The organism is Robertmurraya sp. GLU-23 (genome assembly GCF_052983275.1).
On record NZ_JBRKCV010000011.1, the window covers coordinates 120,242 to 139,334 of the forward strand.

Sequence of the window (19,093 nt, forward strand, 5' to 3'; positions counted from 1 at the left end):
AGGATGAATTTAGACAGCGCAGAGCCCGAAACCAAGCATTGAGTCCGAATCAAGGGTTCATTCGGACAGGAGCCAGAGCAGAAAGCGCGACTAGAGTCCGAATGAAGGGTGGATTCAGACAGCGCAGAGCCCGAAAACAAGCATTGAGTCCGAATCAAGTGTGGATTCGGACAGGAGTGCGCTCGAAACTAATCATTGAGTCCGAATCAAGGGTCCATTCGGACAGGAGCCACTCAAAAAGCTAAAAATGAGTCCAAATAGCGTAGACCTCAAAGCTTATCGGTTTAAATCTATTATTCACTCTATTCTCCCTCATATACTAGCAATGCTATCCCAGCTCCTAACAAGAGATCTGCTTTGTTTTCAAATGCTCCCCCATTTTCACTTTCTATGTTAGATTACCTTACAAAAATATACATTTCCAATTTTTAATTTGTTATGATTCATAAATACACTGAATTATATGAAAATTGAGGAGGGGCACGGATGGAAGCAATTCATGACATTCTACAGAAGATATCAACTTCTAATGAGGGGGTTCTTGCAACGATCATCCGAGTGGAGGGCTCCGCCTATAGAAAAGAAGGAACATCGATGTTGTTCCAAAAAAATGGAACAAGGACTGGCATCCTCAGTGCAGGCTGTCTAGAAACCGATCTTGAGTATCGAGTAAAAGAATGCTTTGGAACAAGTAAGCCCCAAACCATTGTTTATCATATGCAAGCGGAAGATGATCTTTCATGGGGACAAGGGGCAGGCTGCAATGGAATCATTACAGTCTTACTCGAACCGATTGACGATCAGCTTCTAGAACATTTGAGTATTTTAAAAAATCATCTAGCACTAGGGAATAAGGTGACGATGATCAAACAACTAGATGAACATTTATCCGCATCCTCTTGCCTGTTTATAACTGATGATGGAACGATTTTTGGGAGCTGGACGGGGAGTAATGTTTTATCAGCTAAAAGACTTTTAAAGAATTATCATTTAATGCCGCCAAAAAATGGAATACTGTATTCCTCCGAGTTAGCTTCAAATCTATATATTCATACCTTTGAACCCAAACCTCGACTCGTGATTTTCGGAGCGGGAGAAGATGTCATTCCATTAGTCGATTTAGCTTCTAAAACCGGATTTTCGGTAATTGTTTCTGATTGGCGTCCGGCATTATGCCATCAAGGAGCTTTTCCGAAGGCAGACCAACTGATTGTGGGATTTCCTCAGGAAAGCTTTGAAAAATTAACTTTCCAGCCTACAGATTCAGCTATCGTCGTTTCCCATAATTTTCAGAGAGACAAAGAATATTTACAGTATTTGCTTACTAAAGAGATCAGGTATTTAGGCGTACTTGGTTCGAAAAACAGGACACAGCGTTTGCTAGAAGGAAATATCATTCCGCCTCATGTAAAAAGTCCAATTGGTTTATCTATTGGAGCAGAGGGACCAGAGGAAATTGCGGTTAGTATTGTCGCTGAGTTAATTCAACAACGGAAAAAAAGTAAAGAGGGAATTCACTATGAAGAATGGAATCATCGCCATATATCTTGCTGCGGGTAAGAGTAGCAGGATGGGGGAAAACAAGCTTTCTCTTCCACTCTCTACTTGTACCATCGGAAGCTCCGCCCTACGTACAGCATTATCTTCCTCCCTGGAACATGTCCTTGTTGTTTCAAAAAAAGAAGACTCCCTCGAATGGGTTGATCCCTCTCTCTTTGATTCTCCTTATTCTAGACAATGGTCTCATGTGGTTTGTGATGATGCTGAGAAAGGGCAGGCGCATACATTGCAACGGGGATTACATGCAGCAATGAGGCGTGTGAATCCAAAAGGAATCATGGTTCTTCTAGCCGATCAGCCTTTTTTGTCGAAGACTACCATAGAGAAGGTAATCACAACTTATATTAGTGCTGACAAGCAAGATTTCGTCGCTGCTTGTTACGAAGGAATCGCTAGACCACCTGTCATCTTTTCACCACGAGTCCTCCCTAAGTTAATGAAGCTACAGGGAGATGTAGGGGCACGAAAGATTTTTAAGGAATTAGAAGGAATGTTAGTAGAGTTCTCAGAAGCTCGCGACTTTTATGATATTGATACAAAGAAAGATTATGAAAGGGTAATTGGTGGTGAATGGAGATGATTAGACAAGGAACGACCTCACTAATTGATACGGAATTATGGATGCCTACCTCACTCGTGGAGGCTTGGGATCTAATGGAAAAGTTAGGGGAAACCGCTTCGTTTATTGCAGGCGGAACTTTAATGCAAACTCATTGGGCGAAAGGGCTTGATGCTCCTTCCCATTTAATTAGTTTAGATGGTATTAAAGAGATGAAAGGCTGGGGGAAGGAACTTGTTAATGGTCAATCATATACTCGTCTAGGCGCAGGCATTACCTTGGACTTCTGTCGTCAAAACAAGGAACTTTTCCATCCTCTTCTTGTGGAGGCTGCTAGAAATATTGCGGCACTTGCTGTCCGAAACAGAGCAACGATAGGTGGTAACATCGCTAATGGATTTGGCGATATGATTCCTGCTTTACTTGCCAAGGATACTGTCCTTTCCGTGTATGATGGAAACTCAGTTCAAAATCAACCATTATATGATTATATAAAAAATAACACTCAATCGCTTATTATCTCTGTCTTTGTGCCAGATGATCAAACGAAGCGTTTTTTTTATAAGAAGCTCTGTCATCGCGAGGCATTTACACCAAGTGTTGTGACAGTGGCTGGAACGTTCCATCTTAATGAAAAAAGGGAGATCTCAGCTGTTCGATTGGCTGTAAGTGGGAGTACTACTCATCCTCAGCGATTATATAAATCTGAGCAACTATTAGAAAGTGCTTCACTTACGAATGATCAATTACAGAGGGTCTTCCAAACAATTGAAGAAGAATTTACTCCTTCTACAGATTCTTATTCTACTGCAACTTATAAAAAATCAGTAGTCGCCAATTGGATAGTTTCAGAGATTGCAAGGGGTTAGCGATATAAAGGAGCGGGGCTCATGGTGATAGAAACGAAGAAAAAGAAAATACGTCCTGACGGTCCTGGAAAAGTAACCGGTGCACTTAAGTATTTAACCGACTTATCGTTTCCAGGGATGTTATACGGAAAAATATTAAGAAGCACAGAGCCTCATGCAGAAATACAGTCGATTTCCGTTGACCAGGCAAAGCAGCTTCCTGGGGTAAGAGCGATTGTCACTTATGAGGACGTTCCAGGGTTAAACGGGTTTGGACTCATTTTTCCTGACCAGCCTGTGCTTTGTGAGGATCGAGTGCGCTATGTTGGGGATGCGATCGCAGCTGTGGCTGCAGATACAATAGAAATAGCAGATGAAGCGTTGCAGCTTATAAAGGTGGAATATAAGAAGCTTGCGGTCATTGTTGAACCTGAAGAAGCTCTTCATCCTGAGGCACCCAAACTTCATCCTGATGGAAATCTACTCCATCGTGCCTATTATTCAAAGGGAGATGTGGAGGATGGATTCCAGTCATGCTCCCATATTGTAGAGGAAACGTATGAACTTCCAAGACAAATGCATGCTTATATGGAAACAGAAGGTGGAGTGATTGTCCCTGAAGTTGACGGGAAATTAACGGTCTATGTTGGTACGCAGCATGGGTTCAAAGATCGTTATCAGCTATCAAGAATTTTAAATATGAATGAGTCTGATATTCGGATTGTTTCGAGTCCAATGGGTGGATCGTTTGGGGGGAAAGATGAATTAAACATTCAGCCATATGGAGCACTACTTGCACTTGCAACAAATTGTCCTGTTAAAATTCACCAAACGAGAAGAGAATCGGTTCGCGCTGGGCTAAAGCGACATCCGATGAAAATAACAATGAAAACCGGTGTGGATGATTCGGGAAAAATCCTCTCACATAAGGTAAAGATTTTAGCGGATACAGGAGCTTATGCGACACTAGGTCCTGCCGTTTTGGATTTTGCAGTTGAGCATGCTCCAGGTCCATACGTCATTCCGAACATTGAAATTGAAGGCTTGTCCGTTTTTACGAATAACGGTGTGGCAGGTGAATTTAGAGGATTTGGTGGGAATCAGGTAACGTTTGCACTTGAAGGACAAATCGACCGTTTAGCTGAAAAATTAAACATGGATCCTATTGTATTTCGCGAGAAAAACCTGAGACAAGTGAATAGTCCAGGACCGTTAGGACAAAAAATTGCTCCAACTAGTGGAGCTAGTGATGTCTTAAAGGCAATCAAGGAAAAGTTGGTTGAAAACACAAACAAAAGTCATTTATCAGATCAGTGGAAGGTAACAGGAACTGGAGTAGCCTTATCCATTCATGGTGGAGGATTAGGTGTTGGTCGAATTGATCCAGCAGGTGGACGACTTTCTTTTACTAAAGAAGGGAAAATAGAAGCTGCTTTTGGCTTCGAAGAGTGTGGGCAAGGCTTGTTAGCTGTGATTGAGACTTTAGTTATGGAAGAATTTAAGTGCAAGGAAGATGATATTCGTATTGTTGTCGGAGATACAGATGCCGTACCCATATCGGGATCGTCCACAGCCTCTCGTGCAACGAGTATGGTGTGGAATTCGATTCAAAGAATGAAGGAAACATTTCGAGGCGGAATTTTGGAGAGGGCATCGAATGTAACCGGAATACCAGTTACTGAACTGAATATGGGACCAAATGGAATTTGGCTCACTGATGGCAATCTATGTGTCTCGTATGCCGAATTAGCCGAAAAAACTCTCAATGAACCACTTTTAAAAGTAGAAACTTCCTTTAATTTTCCTGTAAGTCCTGATGCGGTTGTTGACGGAAGTCATTTTTTATATGCGTTCTCTTCTGTGTTAGCAAGAGTGGAGGTAGACTTGTTAACAGGAAAGGTAAAGGTGCTTGATTTGGATCAAGCGATTGCTGCTGGTCCTGTTGTTAGCTTGCTAGGTTATCAGGGACAAATTGAAGGAGGAGGGATTATGGCGCTAGGCTACAGTTTAATGGAAGAAGCAAAGATGGAAAATGGAGCGTACATTAATGATAATTTTGATACGTATCTAATCCCTACCATCCAAGATGTGCCGTTCGTCATGAATGTGGAAGCAATCGAGAAGCATCAAGAGGGGGATATATATGGACCGCGTGGAGTGGGAGAGATTGGTACCATTGCCGTTGCTCCAGCGATTGTGAAGGCGATTCATGATGCAACGGGGTGTTGGGTCAATAAGTTACCTGTATCAAGGGAGTTTTTACTAGAGCAATTGTTTGTTAGAGGGGAGAAGCGATGGATATGAAAGAACAAACAGAAATCATGACTCCTCCCAAAATGGAGCTCTCTTTAACCATTAATGGAACCCATGTTGTATTACAGGTTCCCCCCACGAAAAGGCTTGTCACCATTTTGAGGGAAGAACTAAGCCTCACAGGTACGAAAATTTCGTGTGAAGTGGGCCGTTGCGGAGCTTGTGCGGTTCAAATGAACAATCAGTTAGTTAATTCATGCCTAGTGATGGCTTATCAGGCCAATGATGCTTCTATTGTTACGATTGAAGGATTAGCAGGAGAGGAACTGGATCCTATTCAACGTGCATTTCTAGAAGAGGGTGGTTTTCAATGTGGATATTGCACACCGGGAATGGTGATGGCGGTAAATGCCTTGTTAGCTACAAACCCTTCTCCGTCAGACGTGCAAATCCAGGAAGCCCTATCTGGGAACCTTTGTCGATGTACGGGATATGGTGGAATAATACGAGCTGTCCAAAAGGCGATTGCAAGTAATAATCAAGAAATTTGAGGGTCCTTTCATAGGGCTCTTTTTTATATACAAATCTTTAAGTATATTTTACAATTCTCCAAAGTCTCGTTTAAAACACTTTTTTATACTAGATGGATAGTATGAAAGGTGTTTTTTATTTTATTTAGACTCAAGTTTGTCCGTATGTAAAAAACGAGCAAAGGTGGCTAAATATGAAAATCTTACTAACAACAGAGTGCTATGCGCCTGTTATAAATGGGGTAGTCACGTCTGTTATGACTTTGGAAAAAGAACTAAGGGGACTTGGACATGAGGTGAAAATTCTTACGTTGTCTATGACCAAACGGTCGTATAAGAAGAACCATGTTACTTATATTAGCTCACTTGGAGCGGGTAAGTTGTACCCTGGAGCAAGGTTTGCTTGGCGCACAGATACGGAATATCTTGACGAGTTGGTTGACTGGCAGCCGGATATTATTCATTCTCACTGTGAATTCAGTACCTTTTTAATGGCACGACAACTAGCAAGGAAACTGTGGATTCCGATTGTGCATACATATCATACGGTTTATGAGGACTATACGCATTATTTTTCTCCTAACAAAAAGTGGGGCAGAGCCATGGTTGCACTTTTTACAAGGAAAGTCTTAAACCACACACATTGTGTGATCGCGCCTACGGGAAAAGTTCGCTCTATTCTCCTTGAATATGGAGTGACTCGACCTATTCAGGTGGTTCCTACAGGAATTAATTTAACTAGAATAACCAGACCCATTGACGACTGGGAGAAGCAAACTCTTCGAATGAAAATGGGTATTCCTAAACATCATCCGGTACTTTTATCAGTTGGCCGTTTAGCAAAGGAAAAGAACCTCGAGGAGATTCTATTGTTTCTATCAAAAATAGAGCAAAAGGATGTGACCTTACTGATTGTTGGTGATGGGCCAAATCGGGAGAACCTGGAGCAATACGCAAAAACTTTAGGAATTCATAATCATGTGATCTTTGTGGGAATGATCTCCCCCTCAGAAATTTTTGCTTATTACCAATTGGGGGATGTATTTGTTAGTGCTTCGAATAGTGAAACACAAGGATTAACTTATGTTGAGGCATTAGCAAATGGAGTGCCTGCCCTTTGTCGGAAGGATAGTTGTTTAGATGATGTGATTATTGATGGGGTAAATGGGTGGCAATACTCGAACTTTGAAGAGTTTGATGAAAAGCTTCGCCTGATGCTGAGTCAGGAAGAGGTGTATCGTCGATTAAGTCTTCACGCAAGAACGAAAGCCGCATGTGACTACTCTTCAGAATCGTTTGCCGTGAAGGTTGAACAAATTTATCATCAGGAAATTATTAATTATCGGGGAACGATACTAAAATCCAAAGGTGGCGGTCTTCATGAAGTGGATGAAGGTCGTTAGCTCAGGCAATATGGGAGGAAACGGTCTTCATAAAGTGGATGAAGGTCGTTAGCTTAGGCAATATGGGAGGAAACGGTCTTCATAAAGTGGATGAAGGTCGTTAGCCCAGGCAATATGGGAGGAAACGGTCTTCATAAAGTGGATGAAGGTCGTTAGCCCAGGCAATATGGGAGGAAACGGTCTTCATGAAGTGGATGAAGGTCATTAGCCCAGGCAATATGGGAGAAAACGGTCTTCATGAAGTGGATGAAGGTTGTTAGCCCAGATAATTTGTAAGGAAACGGTCTTCATAGCATAGATGAGGTCTGCGAATCCCCGTCCGAAAGGGATATATTACATGAAAAGAAGCACCAGAAAATTCTGGTGCTTGCTTGTTAATAAGATACTCCGGTACGCTTATGAGATTTTTCAAATTCTGTTGGATTTGGATCAAAGTACTCTGCTGTGTACTGTGCGACGAAAGCATCGTCTTTAATATAACCTGCTCCCCATGTTGGATCCATGGTCAGCCAATTTCCATCGACTTTTGCTTCTACCCAAGCATGCTTTTGCGGCCAAAATCCTCCAAAGGCATTTCCTTCAATTAATCGTGCTTCTACATTGCTTGCTCGTAGTAAGGCAATGGTTAGGTAAGCGTAGTCCTGACAAATCCCCTTCCGCAACTCAAGTGTTTTTAAGGCACTATCATCCCAGTTGTAGTTTTTCGTTTCGTATTTTTCAACATCGTAGGAGATGTTGCTTGCCACATATTTGTAAATGGCTTCTGCTTTTTCCCTGTCGGTGGTTAAACCGTTTGTTAACTGCCCAGCTAACTCTTTAATTTCTGGAGCATCGGACTCAACCCCACGTGATGGTAGCAGATCACGTTTATCTTCAGAGGTTGACTCTACCTCAAATTTGGCAAATCCAAAATATCGAAATCGATCACTATTCTCTTCCTTGATTTCAGGGACGCTTAGCATGACTTCATATGTTCCCGGTCCAAATCGTAAATAGAAGGAATCATCAAACGAGAAATCCTCTACAGGAATCACGTCTAGTGCTTCGTCTTCACCTTTTTTCGTTGTCACAAAAATATGTGTGGTTTCGGGTCCAAATGAAGCTTTCGGGTCAATCGTACCTTTAATCGTAAATAGGCCATCCGATTCGACTCCGCCAAATTGTGGATACTGGAGTGTGACTCCTCGTTCTAGATAAGTACTTGAAAAATCGATTGGTAGCATGGTTCGGTCGGAATCATTATTAATGAGAATCTTTGTTGCTGGTTGATAATATTTTTCTCGCTCTTCATCAGGGACTAGAACTTCGAGTTCATGCACACCTTTTCCATATAAAAGGGGGACATCAAAGGAAAATTGTCCATCCACAATCGGCAATACATGAGTCCAGGAATCGGAGTCTTTGGTTAGTTTAATCATGATGGTGTCGTTATCGGATAATGTTCCTGCATCTCCACTTATTGCAAAAATTTCTTTTTCCGTCACATATCCGTGATCAAGATTTAATAGTATTTCTGCTTCTTGACCAAAAGGAGAATACGTCACATCACGTTCAATGTCTGGGTTCACGTTATGAACCGTAAATGATGCAGTTTCATAATAATAGTCTTCACGATCTAAGCTAGGAACCTGCACTTTTACTTCATACTGGCCTTCTCCATTAAAAAGGGAAATCTCTTGCTTAAACTTCCCTTCACTAATCGGTGCGTAATATTCCTGCTCCATTCCAGCTGGTCCCTCTTCGTTAGCTCGAACCTTGATCCAAACATAGTCAGACTTGATCTCTGAAAACATCTCGATCGCACCTTCTACCATCACTTTTTGATTGACGGCGAATTCTTTATAAGTGGGTTTTTTTAATGTGACTCCTGCTTCCTCGCTATAAGAAGTTAGCTCAATGGGCTGAAGATCGAGTTCTTTGTTCTTTTCTTTTACAAGCTTATCGTAGGTGTTTTCTTCTTTTTGAGCTTCCTTAGAATGACTTGCCTCAGAGTTGCTGCATCCGGAAATAAAAAGAATAATGCTTAGTAAACTGATGATAATACATATGAAAGGTGTTTTCTTTTTCATATATCCTCCTTTATAACGACCGTTTACAAAGGTATTTACGTTATCATGGTGGATTTGGTTTCTGGGTCTTCCTCCTTATTTATTGATTGTGATATTATTCACAAAAAGTTCAATATTCCTATCACCCAAACATCGTTCGGTAAAGTATATTAATAATATGTTAATAGTGTTAATCGCAAGGAGGACTAACAATGAAGAAAATCTTTTTCTTTACAACACTAATCGGAGCTATTTTAACCCCTTATTTTGCACAAGCCCATGTGAAGTGGTTCACAAACATAGCGCCACAAAAAGAAACTATTGAAAATATATTATCGCCGTTTTTTATATCTTTAGCACTACTTGCTGCAGTTGTTTTAGGGGTACTCACCTTACTTATTCCAAGATTTGCTGAATGGAAGCAAATTAAGGTATGGGATGACAAATTATCAAGTCTCAGAAAATATTCAAGACATCTGCTGAAATATGGGACTGCCATCGCGCTTATTTTACAAATTATCAACGGAACGTTATTTGCACCAGAACTACAAGTAAGTCAGATGGTATCCATTATTGCATGGATTAGTGTTGGATTCTTATTGATTCCACATCATATAGCAACAAAGGTCGGTTCGGCTATTCTTTTAGTATTATTTGTTTATATTACTGCCGAACATGGTATTTTCTACATGCTTGATTACAGCTTTTATATCGCCATTATTGGAGTTTTACTTGTAGGAAAAACAAAACTAGAAAATGTAGGATTTCCATTTTTATATTTAGGAACAGGGTTATCTCTATGCTGGGTGGCCGTTGAAAAATGGGTGTATCCAAGTATGGCAATGGATATTATTGCGAACCATCATGTTCCAACATTTGGTTTTGCGCCAGCGACTTTCCTTGTGATGGCTGCATTTATTGAATTTGTCGTAGGTTATTTACTTGTGGTAGGTATTTTAAATAGAGTGTTAGGTCTTGTTGTTACGGTTATCTTTATTATGACGACGATGTTGTTTGGTTTTACAGAAATTATCGGTCACTTTATGATTCATATTGTTTTAATCATCTTTATCATTGAAGGTGTATCTTTCTATAATCCACCGATCAAATGGCATAAAACAAAACTAGATCAATTCATCTTTGTATTTTTAAATTTCTTGTTTGTACTAGCAACGATTGTATTAGTTTACTACCGTTTTGGATAAAAATATGGATCTTTGAAAGCTACCGTGTCTTCGGTAGCTTTTTTTCTATGTTATATAATCTGACATGTTCCTTGAACCACTGCTTTCCCACGTCTATACTTCAGAGTATAAAAGCATACGGGTTCTCGTTAGAATAACTGAGGACAAAAATGGCTCTCTAGGGTTCCGGTTGGAAAACGTCTGGTCCGAGAGAGAGCGTACAGTATATCTGTAGACACGGAGGGACAAAAGCCCGGGAGAATTTTTTTGTAAAATTCTCCTGGGCTTTTGTTTTTTTATAACACGAAATCCAAAGAAGAAGGTGTTAGAGAATGAACAAAGGAACAGGATTAGTAAAATCACTTAAGCTACATCAAGTTGTGTTTATGGGACTTGCTTGGATGACACCGATGATTTTCTTTACCGTATACGGTGTTGCTTATGAAGCATCGAGTGGGATGATGGCGGCTGCCTATGTAACAGCCTTTATTGCAATCTTTTTCACTGCTTATAGTTACAGTTTAATGGTTAAGGCTTACCCGGTCTCAGGTTCTGCCTATACGTATACGAAGAGGGCGGTTCACCCAATGGCAGGATTTCTTGTTGGTTGGGCTCTTCTTTTGGATTATATTTTCTCTCCTATTATTGCTATCCTTACGTTTGGCATCTTCATGCATACAGAATTTCCTTCTATACCGGTTTTTGTTTGGATTATCATTATGAATATCATCCTTGCTATCGTTAATATCGTTGGCATCAAATCGGCAGCTCGCGTGAGTGGACTATCGGTCCTTGTTCAAATCGGATTTATTCTCATTTTTTGTATTCTCGTCGCAAAGGATCTTTTAGCAGGTGGAACAGGTGCAAGCTCATTATTCTCTTTAACACCTTTCTTCGGTGAACATATTGCCTTAAGTGCCGTATTTTCTGGTGCAGCACTCATCTGTTTTTGCTTCCTCGGTTTTGACGCAGTCACAACGATGGCAGAAGAAACGATCGATGCAAAAAAGACGATACCAAAAGCCATCTTTCTCATTGTGATCATAGCGGTAACGATGTACACAGCGATTTCTTATTTGACTCAACTTGCGTATCCAGACTTTACTTTTTCCAATCCTGATAATGCAGCTTATAATCTCGTTCAATTAGTTGGTGGCAATTTATTCAGTTCTCTTTTTATTATGGTTCTTATGATCGCAACCTTTACACAGGGTGTTTCCTCCGTAACAAGTGTGAGCCGATTTTTATATGCACTTGGTAAGGAATCGATTCTTCCAGGAAAAATATTTACAAGCATTCATCCTAAGTACAAAACACCCTTTGCCAATATCATGTTGGTAGCCATTATTTCATTATCTGCGGTGTTTATTAGTCTAGATACGGCTGTCATGTTTGTTAGTTTCGGTGCTTTAACCGCATTTATATTTGTCAATTTATCAGTCATTGCACATTATTATGTGAAAATGAAAAAACGCTCACTAAAAGACACTTGTTTTTATCTTATTTTTCCACTTGTCGGGGCAAGTTTTATCGGTTGGCTGTTAACCTTGCTTGATAAGCATACATTAACAGCCGGAGTCATCTGGGTTGCTGTAGGATTTACGTATCTTTTCTTGAAGACTGAATGGAGCAAAGCTAAGGAACGTAAAATAGCTTTGAATTTCCATCAAACAGCGATTAAGAAAAACATTGTTAGATAGTCTGACACTTTCATTGTTATCTGTCTTTTCTGACAGTTATAATAATTACAACAACATACAGGTTTCCACATCCTGTTGGAAACGAAAAAGCTTTCTAGGGTTCCGGTTATTAACGTCAGGTCCGAGAGAGAGCGTACAGTAATCGCTGTATACACGGAAGGATAAAAGCCTGGGAGATGAATGATCTCCTAGGCTTTTATCCTTTTTTATTTTAAAGGAGGCTAAATGATGAGTAAGATACTTACGAAAATAATTCCTGCTGGTGGAAAATGGTCAACAAAAATAAGAAGTGGAAAACAACTAACTTTTAAAGCTCTTGGAGATGGAGCCAATCTTTCTCTCCTTTTATATAACGCAGATGACACATCGGAGCGCTACAATATGCCGGATACATTAAAGGCTCAGCATACCGCTCACTTAACGACTGGAAATGTCTTGATGAGTGACAATGGAAGAGTACTAGCTAGTATGATTGATGATTCTCTTGGCTGGCATGACACGATATCAGGCTATGCGACACGCCTTATGATCGACGAACGATATGGGAAGACCACATATCAAGAACAAAGAAATGATTGGTATCGAAGTGGGGAAGAAAACTTTGCAGTTGAATTGTTCCGAAATGGATTAACGAACAGAGATCTGATCCCTGTTGTAAATTTATTCTCAAAAGTATTTTGCATGGAAGATGGTTCACTCCATTTTGCCCGAAGTCATTCCAAAAAGGGTGACACCATTACACTGAGAGCCGAGATGGACGTTCTTATTATTTTATCAAACACGCCAAACCCGCTTGACCCAAGTTCCAACTATCCTTCTGTTCCTATCGAGATAACGATCACCGATGCAGCTCCTGTAGAGGAGAACGATATTTGTGTGAACCATCGTCCGGAAAACCGTCGTGCATTTGAGAACACATGGGACTATTGTTTATTAACAAAAGGAGGAACAAACTAATGGCCACTTTACAATATAAGATTAGTGAAAGACAGATAGATGAAGCAATTGATAACTACATCGTTCCTGCTGGAGAGGGGTGGACCAAAATTCTTGAACCAGGACAGGTGTTAAGAATAGTGGATATAGAGGGAAACCAGGCAGCAGACACCCTATTCTACGATGCTGATCATCCAACCGACCATTATAGTGCAATCAATACGATTCAACGCCAGGGCAATGTGTATTTAACGACGGGTTCAGTTCTAGTTTCCGAGTCAGGGAAAGAACTGGTTGAGATTGTTGCCGATACATGTGGACGCCACGATACGCTTGGTGGTGCTTGTTCCGCGCAAAGTAACACCGTTCGCTATGCTCATGACACGCTTCCGATGCACAACTGTCGAGATACATTTATGCTTCAACTATCAAAGTATGGAAGCCAATTTAACAAACGAGATCTAGCACCAAACGTGAACTTCTTTATGAATGTTCCTGTGACTCCAGAAGGTGGATTAACGTTTGAAGATGGTGTGTCTGCCCCAGGATATTATGTAGAAATGAAAGCAGTCAGTCGGACACTTGTCCTTATTAGCAACTGTCCACAATTAAATAATCCTTGTAACGCTTATAATCCAACTCCTATTCAACTACTAATCTGGGATAAATAACATAGAGAGGAGCTCCAACCATGTTCAAGAAAGTACTAATTGCCAACCGTGGAGCGATTGCGGTTCGAATTGAAAGAACGCTAAAAAAATTAAACATTGCATCTGTTGCAGTTTATACAAAAGCAGACCAAGATAGCCTTCATGTCGATCACGCGGATGAAGCAGTATTAATTGGTGAAGGTGCTGCAAAAGATAGCTATCTCAATGCCGAACTCATTTTAAAAACAGCTCTTGAGTCAGGAGCGGAAGCTATTCATCCAGGATATGGGTTCCTTAGTGAAAATGCTGATTTCGCCCGTGCATGTCAAACACATGGAATCACCTTTATTGGTCCTACTCCTGAGCAAATGGAGCTGTTTGGTTTAAAGCATTCAGCACGTGAAATAGCTATGAGAGCAGGAGTTCCACTTTTACCGGGAACCTCCTTAATAACCCAAGTAGAAACCGCCGTTGCTGAAGCCGAACGAATTGGATATCCTGTTATGCTTAAAAGTACAGCAGGAGGTGGAGGAATTGGAATGCGTGTTTGTGCAGATGAGTCTGCCCTAACAGATGCCTTTGATTCGGTCTGTCGCCTAGCTGAAACGAATTTTAACAACGGAGGAGTCTTTTTAGAAAAATATATTCAAAAAGCACGCCATGTGGAAGTTCAAATCTTCGGAAATGAGTACGGTGAAGTGGTCGCATTAGGAGAACGTGATTGCTCCGTTCAGCGTCGTAATCAAAAGGTGGTAGAAGAAAGTCCAGCTCCATGCTTATCTTCAGCTGTTCGTGAAGAAATGCTAGCTGCTTCTAAACGATTAGCCGAAGAAGTGGGCTATAGAAGTGCAGGAACGGTGGAATATTTGTATGACCCAGAAGCGGAAAAGTTTTACTTTCTAGAAGTGAATACCAGACTACAGGTAGAACACGGTGTGACCGAAGAAGTGTTAGGTCTTGATTTAGTCGAGTGGATGGTTCGTGAAGCGGCTGGTGAGCTTCGTGATCTAAATACTTTGTATACCCCTCCGAAAGGGCATAGTATTCAAGCTCGGATTTATGCGGAAGACTGTCTGAATGATTTTCGTCCGAGCGGTGGCCTGTTGGATCAAGTTCGATTTTCAAAGGATGCCCGGATTGAAACGTGGGTAAGAGATGGCTTAACGGTTACCTCTTTGTATGACCCTATGCTTGCCAAAATTATTGTTCATGCAGACACTCGTGAACAAGCCATTAATCAACTAAGTCAAGCATTACAAGATACAAGACTATATGGTGTCACAACCAACTTACAATATGTGCAGTCCCTGTTAGAGGAAGAAGAATGTCGCTCTGGACATGTGCATACTCAAATGTTAAAGGAATTTTCGCCAGCGGAATGTGCTATTGAAGTACTGGATGGTGGGATCCAAACGACTGTTCAAGATTGGCCAGGACGAGTGGGGCACTGGGATGTGGGAGTTCCTCCTTGTGGACCGATGGATCCTTTCTCCTTCCGAATCGGAAATCAGTTGCTAGGGAATGATTCTCATGCTGCTGGGTTAGAGCTAACGTTACGAGGGGGCTCTTACCGTTTCCGTGGAGATATCGTTTTTTGCTTATCCGGCTCCGATATGAAAGCTACATTGGATGATATTCCTGTTCCGACCTATAAAGTGGTCACTGCCAAGCGCGGCCAAATTCTTTCATTTGGTGAAGCTACACAAGGAATGCGCACTTATTTACAAGTAGCAGGTGGGTTCGATATGGCCCTCTATTTAGGAAGTGCTTCAACCTTTACGCTTGGAGGGTTTGGCGGACATGGTGGGCGTGCGCTTCGCACAGGAGATGTGTTAAGAGTTCATCCTTGTGCTACACCTTCAAATAAAGAGCTTAGCATTACTCAACAACCTGTATTAACAAAAGAATGGACAATAGGTGTCATTCCAGGTCCACACTGTACAGAAGAGTTTTTATTACCAGAGTATTTGACACAGTTGACAGAAACAAGCTGGGAAGTCCATTTTAATAGCTCACGTACAGGTGTCCGTTTAATTGGGCCGGCTCCACTTTGGGCTAGAGAAGACGGAGGAGAGGCAGGGTTACATCCTTCTAATATTCACGACAACGCATATGCGATAGGTACATTAGATTTAACCGGGGATATGCCGATCTTACTTGGTCCTGATGGTCCGAGTCTTGGCGGGTTTGTTTGTCCAGTGACAACAGCATCAGCCGAATTTTGGAAACTCGGCCAGCTTCACGCAGGTGACCGTGTCCGCTTTCAACTTTTAACGCTAGAAGAGGCGGAACAACTAAGAAAATCACAAGAACTATTTTTAAAAAATATAGGAGATCACTCAGTTCCTACATTGCCAGAAGAAACGAAGCTCTTATCACCAAGTTATCCGATACTTGTTCAAAATGATGAAAGTCATTTTCCTATGACGATTCGTGCAGCGGGAGATGAGCATATCCTCATCGAGTATGGAGAAATGGAGCTAGATCTCTTGCTTCGTTTTCAAATTCATGCATTGATGGATGCTATTCAAGCTCGTAAGGATATTCCGGTATTAGATTTAACACCAGGAATTCGTTCCTTACAAGTTCATTTTGATGCATCTCAAATATCGACCTTTACCATTTGTGCATTAATGGAAGGGATCAATCGAGAGTTACCGCCTCTAGAGGAGATTGAAGTTCCGTCCCGTGTGGTTCGACTTCCTCTTTCATGGGACGATCCAGCTACACAGCTTGCCATTGATCGTTATCAAAAAAATGTCCGTCCTGATGCTCCTTGGTGTCCAAGTAACTTAGAATTCATCCGACGAGTCAATGGTTTACCTCAAATAGAAGATGTGAAGAAGACGGTCTTCGATGCGAGCTATTTAGTCCTAGGTCTTGGGGATGTTTACTTGGGTGCACCTGTTGCAACTCCAATCGATCCAAGACATCGATTAGTAACAACAAAGTATAATCCGGCTCGAACATGGACACCGGAAAATGCCGTTGGAATTGGTGGCGCCTATATGTGTATTTATGGAATGGAGGGTCCAGGCGGATACCAGTTTGTTGGACGTACCGTTCAAGTTTGGAATCGAGTTCGCGAAACAAAGAGCTTTACAGAGAAAAAGCCATGGTTACTTCGTTTCTTTGACCAAATTCAATTTTATCCAGTCAGCACAGAAGAGCTTACAGTCATGAGAGAAGACTTCCTTAGAGGCCGTTTTGAAGTAGACATTACCGAGACAACCTTTAATCTTGGAGAGTACCTAGCGTTTTTGGATTCGATTAAAGAAAGTGCAGAAGAGTTCCGACAAACGCAGGAGGCAGCATTTAAGGCAGAGCGTGAGAGCTGGAAAGAGCTTGGTCTTGCTGAGTATATTTCGGAACAATCGGTAACTGAAACGGTTGAAGAAGAATTGCCACAAGGAGTAGAAGCGGTCCGTTGTACGATGCCAGGGAGCGTGTGGAAAGTGCTTGTTTCTTCTGGAGATGTTGTAAAGAAAGGCGACGTATTAATGATTGAGGAAAGTATGAAGATGGAATTTCCTCAACATGCACCATTTGATGGCGTGATTCAATCTGTCCACGTATCGCCAGGTGATGAAGTTCATGCGGGACAACTGTTTGTCTCCATTACAAAAGAAAAGCGGGGGATATCTAATGAAAACGATGAACACGCCAAAGTTACTATCCATTCATAATTTAAGAGAAAAATATAAGTCTAACGAATTAACACCAGAAAAGCTGATTCAAGAGATACTCCAACGAAGTGAAGCTGACAAAGAGATGAATATTTGGATCACTCCACCATCAATGGAATTCATCAAGCCTTATTTAGATAACTTGAAAAATATGGACCCAGAGAAAGCTCCTCTCTGGGGAATCCCCTTTGCGATTAAAGATAATATCGACCTAGCAGGTGTACCGACAACAGCGGGTTGTGCTGAGTTTGCTTATACTCCTGTAGAACATGCGACAGTAGTGAAACGGTTCATCGACGCTGGAGCCATCCCGGTTGGAAAAGCAAATCTGGATCAATTTGCTACCGGACTTGTCGGAACTAGAAGTCCTTATGGTGAAACACAGAACGCTCTGAAATCTGAATTGATTAGTGGAGGATCAAGCTCAGGTTCAGCTGTATCAGTTGCCAGAGGTCAAGTAGCCTTTGCTCTTGGAACAGATACAGCAGGATCTGGCCGTGTACCAGCTGCGCTTAATCGATTGCTAGGCTTTAAGCCAAGTCTCGGTGCATGGCCAACAAAGGGGGTAGTTCCAGCCTGCGCGAGTCTAGACTGTGTCACGGTATTTGCTCATACTTTATCTGATGTTGAAATCGTTGACGAGATCGCAAGAGGCTTTGATAAAGAAGACCCATGGTCCAGGGAGCTTGCAAGTAAGCCAAAAGCTTTACCGAAAAAAATCTACATGGTCCAACAGCCGCACCGCTTCTTTGGACCCTATGCAGCTGAATATCAAAAAGCATGGGAAATGGCAATTTTACAATTGGAACAGCTAAATATTCCCATTGAATACATTGATGGAGACTATTTATCCGAAGCAGCCAGCGTTTTATATGATGGTCCGTGGGTGGCAGAACGCTGGGCTGATCTAGGGAATTTCATTACCGAGAATAGTGGAGTAGCTTTTCCTGTAACGGAGACTGTTTTGCGTTCGGGGGCGAAGCCGGAATATGATGCTGCATCTGTTTTTAAAGCGATGCACAAACTTCAGATGTTTAAACAGAGGGCTCACCAACAGTTTAAAGACGGTGTTCTCGTGATGCCTACCTCTGGTGGAACCTGGACTAGAGAGGAAGTACGAAGAAACCCAATTGAAACCAATAGTGCGATGGGATTGTACACCAATCATTGCAATCTATTAGATCTTAGTGCAATTAATATTCCGACAGAGGATGCAGCTAAAAATCTACCTTTTGGCATTACCCTATTTTCCACTCATCAAAATGAACATATCATAAGGGGACTGGCGGATTTATTTCTTCATGGAAATCGCACTGAAGGTAACCAAACTACAACATTAGTAGCCGTTTGTGGTTTGCATATGAGAGGTTTTCCACTGGAAAAGCAAATGACCCTGCATCGTGCAACCTTTGTAAGAGAAGCTAAAACGGCTCCATTCTACAAACTTGTAAAACTTGATACGCTACCGGCAAAGCCAGGGCTTATTCGAACGAATGACGCTGGAGCTTCTATAGAAATAGAGCTTTGGGAGATGCCTATTTCGGAATTCGGGAAGTTTGCCCTGTTGATTCCTGCTCCGCTTGCCATGGGAAAGGTGCAGCTTGAGGATGGAACTGATGTACCTGGATTTGTTTGTGAAACGAGTGGTGGGAGAAATGGAAAAGATATTACTCATTTTGGTGGATGGAGATATTTACCGAAATAATAAGAATGTGAACCCTTTGCATAAAAGTGCA

The 19,093-nt window shown here is 41.5% G+C and carries 13 protein-coding genes and 2 riboswitches; of the genes, 12 read left to right on the plus strand and 1 reads right to left on the minus strand.

Annotated features, from left to right (window positions below; all coding sequences use genetic code 11):
- Positions 1–486 precede the first annotated feature (486 nt).
- The 6 genes from ACVBAX_RS17055 to ACVBAX_RS17080 all read left to right on the plus strand — a co-directional run bounded on the left by ACVBAX_RS17055 (position 487) and on the right by ACVBAX_RS17080 (position 7,153).
- Complete coding sequence (locus ACVBAX_RS17055; RefSeq protein ID WP_447118087.1) at positions 487–1,560, plus strand: XdhC family protein; 1,074 nt, start codon at positions 487–489, stop codon at positions 1,558–1,560.
- Positions 1,520–2,140 (plus strand): NTP transferase domain-containing protein, encoded by a 621-nt coding sequence (locus ACVBAX_RS17060; protein WP_447118088.1) that lies wholly within the window; start codon positions 1,520–1,522, stop codon positions 2,138–2,140. The genes ACVBAX_RS17055 and ACVBAX_RS17060 overlap by 41 nt, the downstream gene beginning before the upstream one ends.
- On the plus strand, positions 2,137–2,988 hold the full coding sequence (locus ACVBAX_RS17065) for an FAD binding domain-containing protein (protein ID WP_447118089.1): 852 nt from the start codon (positions 2,137–2,139) through the stop codon (positions 2,986–2,988). The genes ACVBAX_RS17060 and ACVBAX_RS17065 overlap by 4 nt, the downstream gene beginning before the upstream one ends.
- A 21-nt stretch (positions 2,989–3,009) precedes the next feature.
- Positions 3,010–5,271 carry a xanthine dehydrogenase subunit D gene (gene pucD / locus ACVBAX_RS17070; RefSeq protein WP_447118090.1) on the plus strand — a complete coding sequence of 754 codons (2,262 nt, stop codon included), beginning with the start codon at positions 3,010–3,012 and terminating at the stop codon, positions 5,269–5,271.
- Positions 5,268–5,771, plus strand: coding sequence for a (2Fe-2S)-binding protein (locus tag ACVBAX_RS17075; protein ID WP_447118119.1), 504 nt, complete (start codon positions 5,268–5,270; stop codon positions 5,769–5,771). The genes pucD and ACVBAX_RS17075 overlap by 4 nt, the downstream gene beginning before the upstream one ends.
- Before the next feature lie 173 nt (positions 5,772–5,944).
- Positions 5,945–7,153 carry a glycosyltransferase family 4 protein gene (locus ACVBAX_RS17080; RefSeq protein ID WP_447118091.1) on the plus strand — a complete coding sequence of 403 codons (1,209 nt, stop codon included), beginning with the start codon at positions 5,945–5,947 and terminating at the stop codon, positions 7,151–7,153.
- 374 nt (positions 7,154–7,527) lie between these two features.
- On the opposite strand, the gene ACVBAX_RS17085 is transcribed toward ACVBAX_RS17080, so the two are convergent.
- Positions 7,528–9,222: a transglutaminase domain-containing protein gene (locus ACVBAX_RS17085; protein ID WP_447118092.1), complete on the minus strand. Its 1,695-nt coding sequence runs from the start codon at positions 9,220–9,222 to the stop codon at positions 7,528–7,530.
- Positions 9,223–9,413: 191 nt separating this feature from the next.
- On the opposite strand from ACVBAX_RS17085, the gene ACVBAX_RS17090 reads away from it, so the two are divergent.
- From ACVBAX_RS17090 to atzF, 6 genes are all read left to right on the plus strand, one after another.
- Entirely contained in the window at positions 9,414–10,406 is a 993-nt protein-coding gene (locus ACVBAX_RS17090; RefSeq protein ID WP_447118093.1) for a hypothetical protein, read from the plus strand.
- Between the two features lie 146 nt (positions 10,407–10,552).
- Positions 10,553–10,647: riboswitch (guanidine-I (ykkC/yxkD leader) on the plus strand.
- A 70-nt stretch (positions 10,648–10,717) separates the two neighbouring features.
- Positions 10,718–12,085: an APC family permease gene (locus tag ACVBAX_RS17095; RefSeq protein ID WP_447118094.1), complete on the plus strand. Its 1,368-nt coding sequence runs from the start codon at positions 10,718–10,720 to the stop codon at positions 12,083–12,085.
- Between the two features lie 83 nt (positions 12,086–12,168).
- Positions 12,169–12,263: riboswitch (guanidine-I (ykkC/yxkD leader) on the plus strand.
- Between the two features lie 50 nt (positions 12,264–12,313).
- On the plus strand, positions 12,314–13,042 hold the full coding sequence (locus ACVBAX_RS17100) for an urea amidolyase associated protein UAAP1 (RefSeq protein ID WP_447118095.1): 729 nt from the start codon (positions 12,314–12,316) through the stop codon (positions 13,040–13,042).
- Positions 13,042–13,692, plus strand: coding sequence for an urea amidolyase associated protein UAAP2 (locus ACVBAX_RS17105; RefSeq protein WP_447118096.1), 651 nt, complete (start codon positions 13,042–13,044; stop codon positions 13,690–13,692). Before ACVBAX_RS17100 ends, ACVBAX_RS17105 begins: the two co-directional genes overlap by 1 nt.
- 20 nt (positions 13,693–13,712) lie before the next feature.
- Complete coding sequence (gene uca / locus ACVBAX_RS17110) at positions 13,713–17,357, plus strand: urea carboxylase (RefSeq protein WP_447118097.1); 3,645 nt, start codon at positions 13,713–13,715, stop codon at positions 17,355–17,357.
- The gene (atzF, locus tag ACVBAX_RS17115) at positions 17,317–19,062 is read left to right on the plus strand and encodes an allophanate hydrolase (RefSeq protein WP_447118098.1); all 1,746 of its coding nucleotides are present in this window, start codon (positions 17,317–17,319) and stop codon (positions 19,060–19,062) included. The genes uca and atzF overlap by 41 nt, the downstream gene beginning before the upstream one ends.
- Positions 19,063–19,093: the final 31 nt, after the last annotated feature.

Coding starts and splice junctions, on each gene's coding strand:
- ACVBAX_RS17055 (WP_447118087.1), top strand. CDS start 487: ATGGAAGCAATTCATGACATTCTACAGAAGATATCAACTTCTAATGAG.
- ACVBAX_RS17060 (WP_447118088.1), top strand. CDS start 1,520: ATGAAGAATGGAATCATCGCCATATATCTTGCTGCGGGTAAGAGTAGC.
- ACVBAX_RS17065 (WP_447118089.1), top strand. CDS start 2,137: ATGATTAGACAAGGAACGACCTCACTAATTGATACGGAATTATGGATG.
- pucD (WP_447118090.1), top strand. CDS start 3,010: ATGGTGATAGAAACGAAGAAAAAGAAAATACGTCCTGACGGTCCTGGA.
- ACVBAX_RS17075 (WP_447118119.1), top strand. CDS start 5,268: ATGAAAGAACAAACAGAAATCATGACTCCTCCCAAAATGGAGCTCTCT.
- ACVBAX_RS17080 (WP_447118091.1), top strand. CDS start 5,945: ATGAAAATCTTACTAACAACAGAGTGCTATGCGCCTGTTATAAATGGG.
- ACVBAX_RS17085 (WP_447118092.1), bottom strand. CDS start 9,222: ATGAAAAAGAAAACACCTTTCATATGTATTATCATCAGTTTACTAAGC.
- ACVBAX_RS17090 (WP_447118093.1), top strand. CDS start 9,414: ATGAAGAAAATCTTTTTCTTTACAACACTAATCGGAGCTATTTTAACC.
- ACVBAX_RS17095 (WP_447118094.1), top strand. CDS start 10,718: ATGAACAAAGGAACAGGATTAGTAAAATCACTTAAGCTACATCAAGTT.
- ACVBAX_RS17100 (WP_447118095.1), top strand. CDS start 12,314: ATGAGTAAGATACTTACGAAAATAATTCCTGCTGGTGGAAAATGGTCA.
- ACVBAX_RS17105 (WP_447118096.1), top strand. CDS start 13,042: ATGGCCACTTTACAATATAAGATTAGTGAAAGACAGATAGATGAAGCA.
- uca (WP_447118097.1), top strand. CDS start 13,713: ATGTTCAAGAAAGTACTAATTGCCAACCGTGGAGCGATTGCGGTTCGA.
- atzF (WP_447118098.1), top strand. CDS start 17,317: ATGAAAACGATGAACACGCCAAAGTTACTATCCATTCATAATTTAAGA.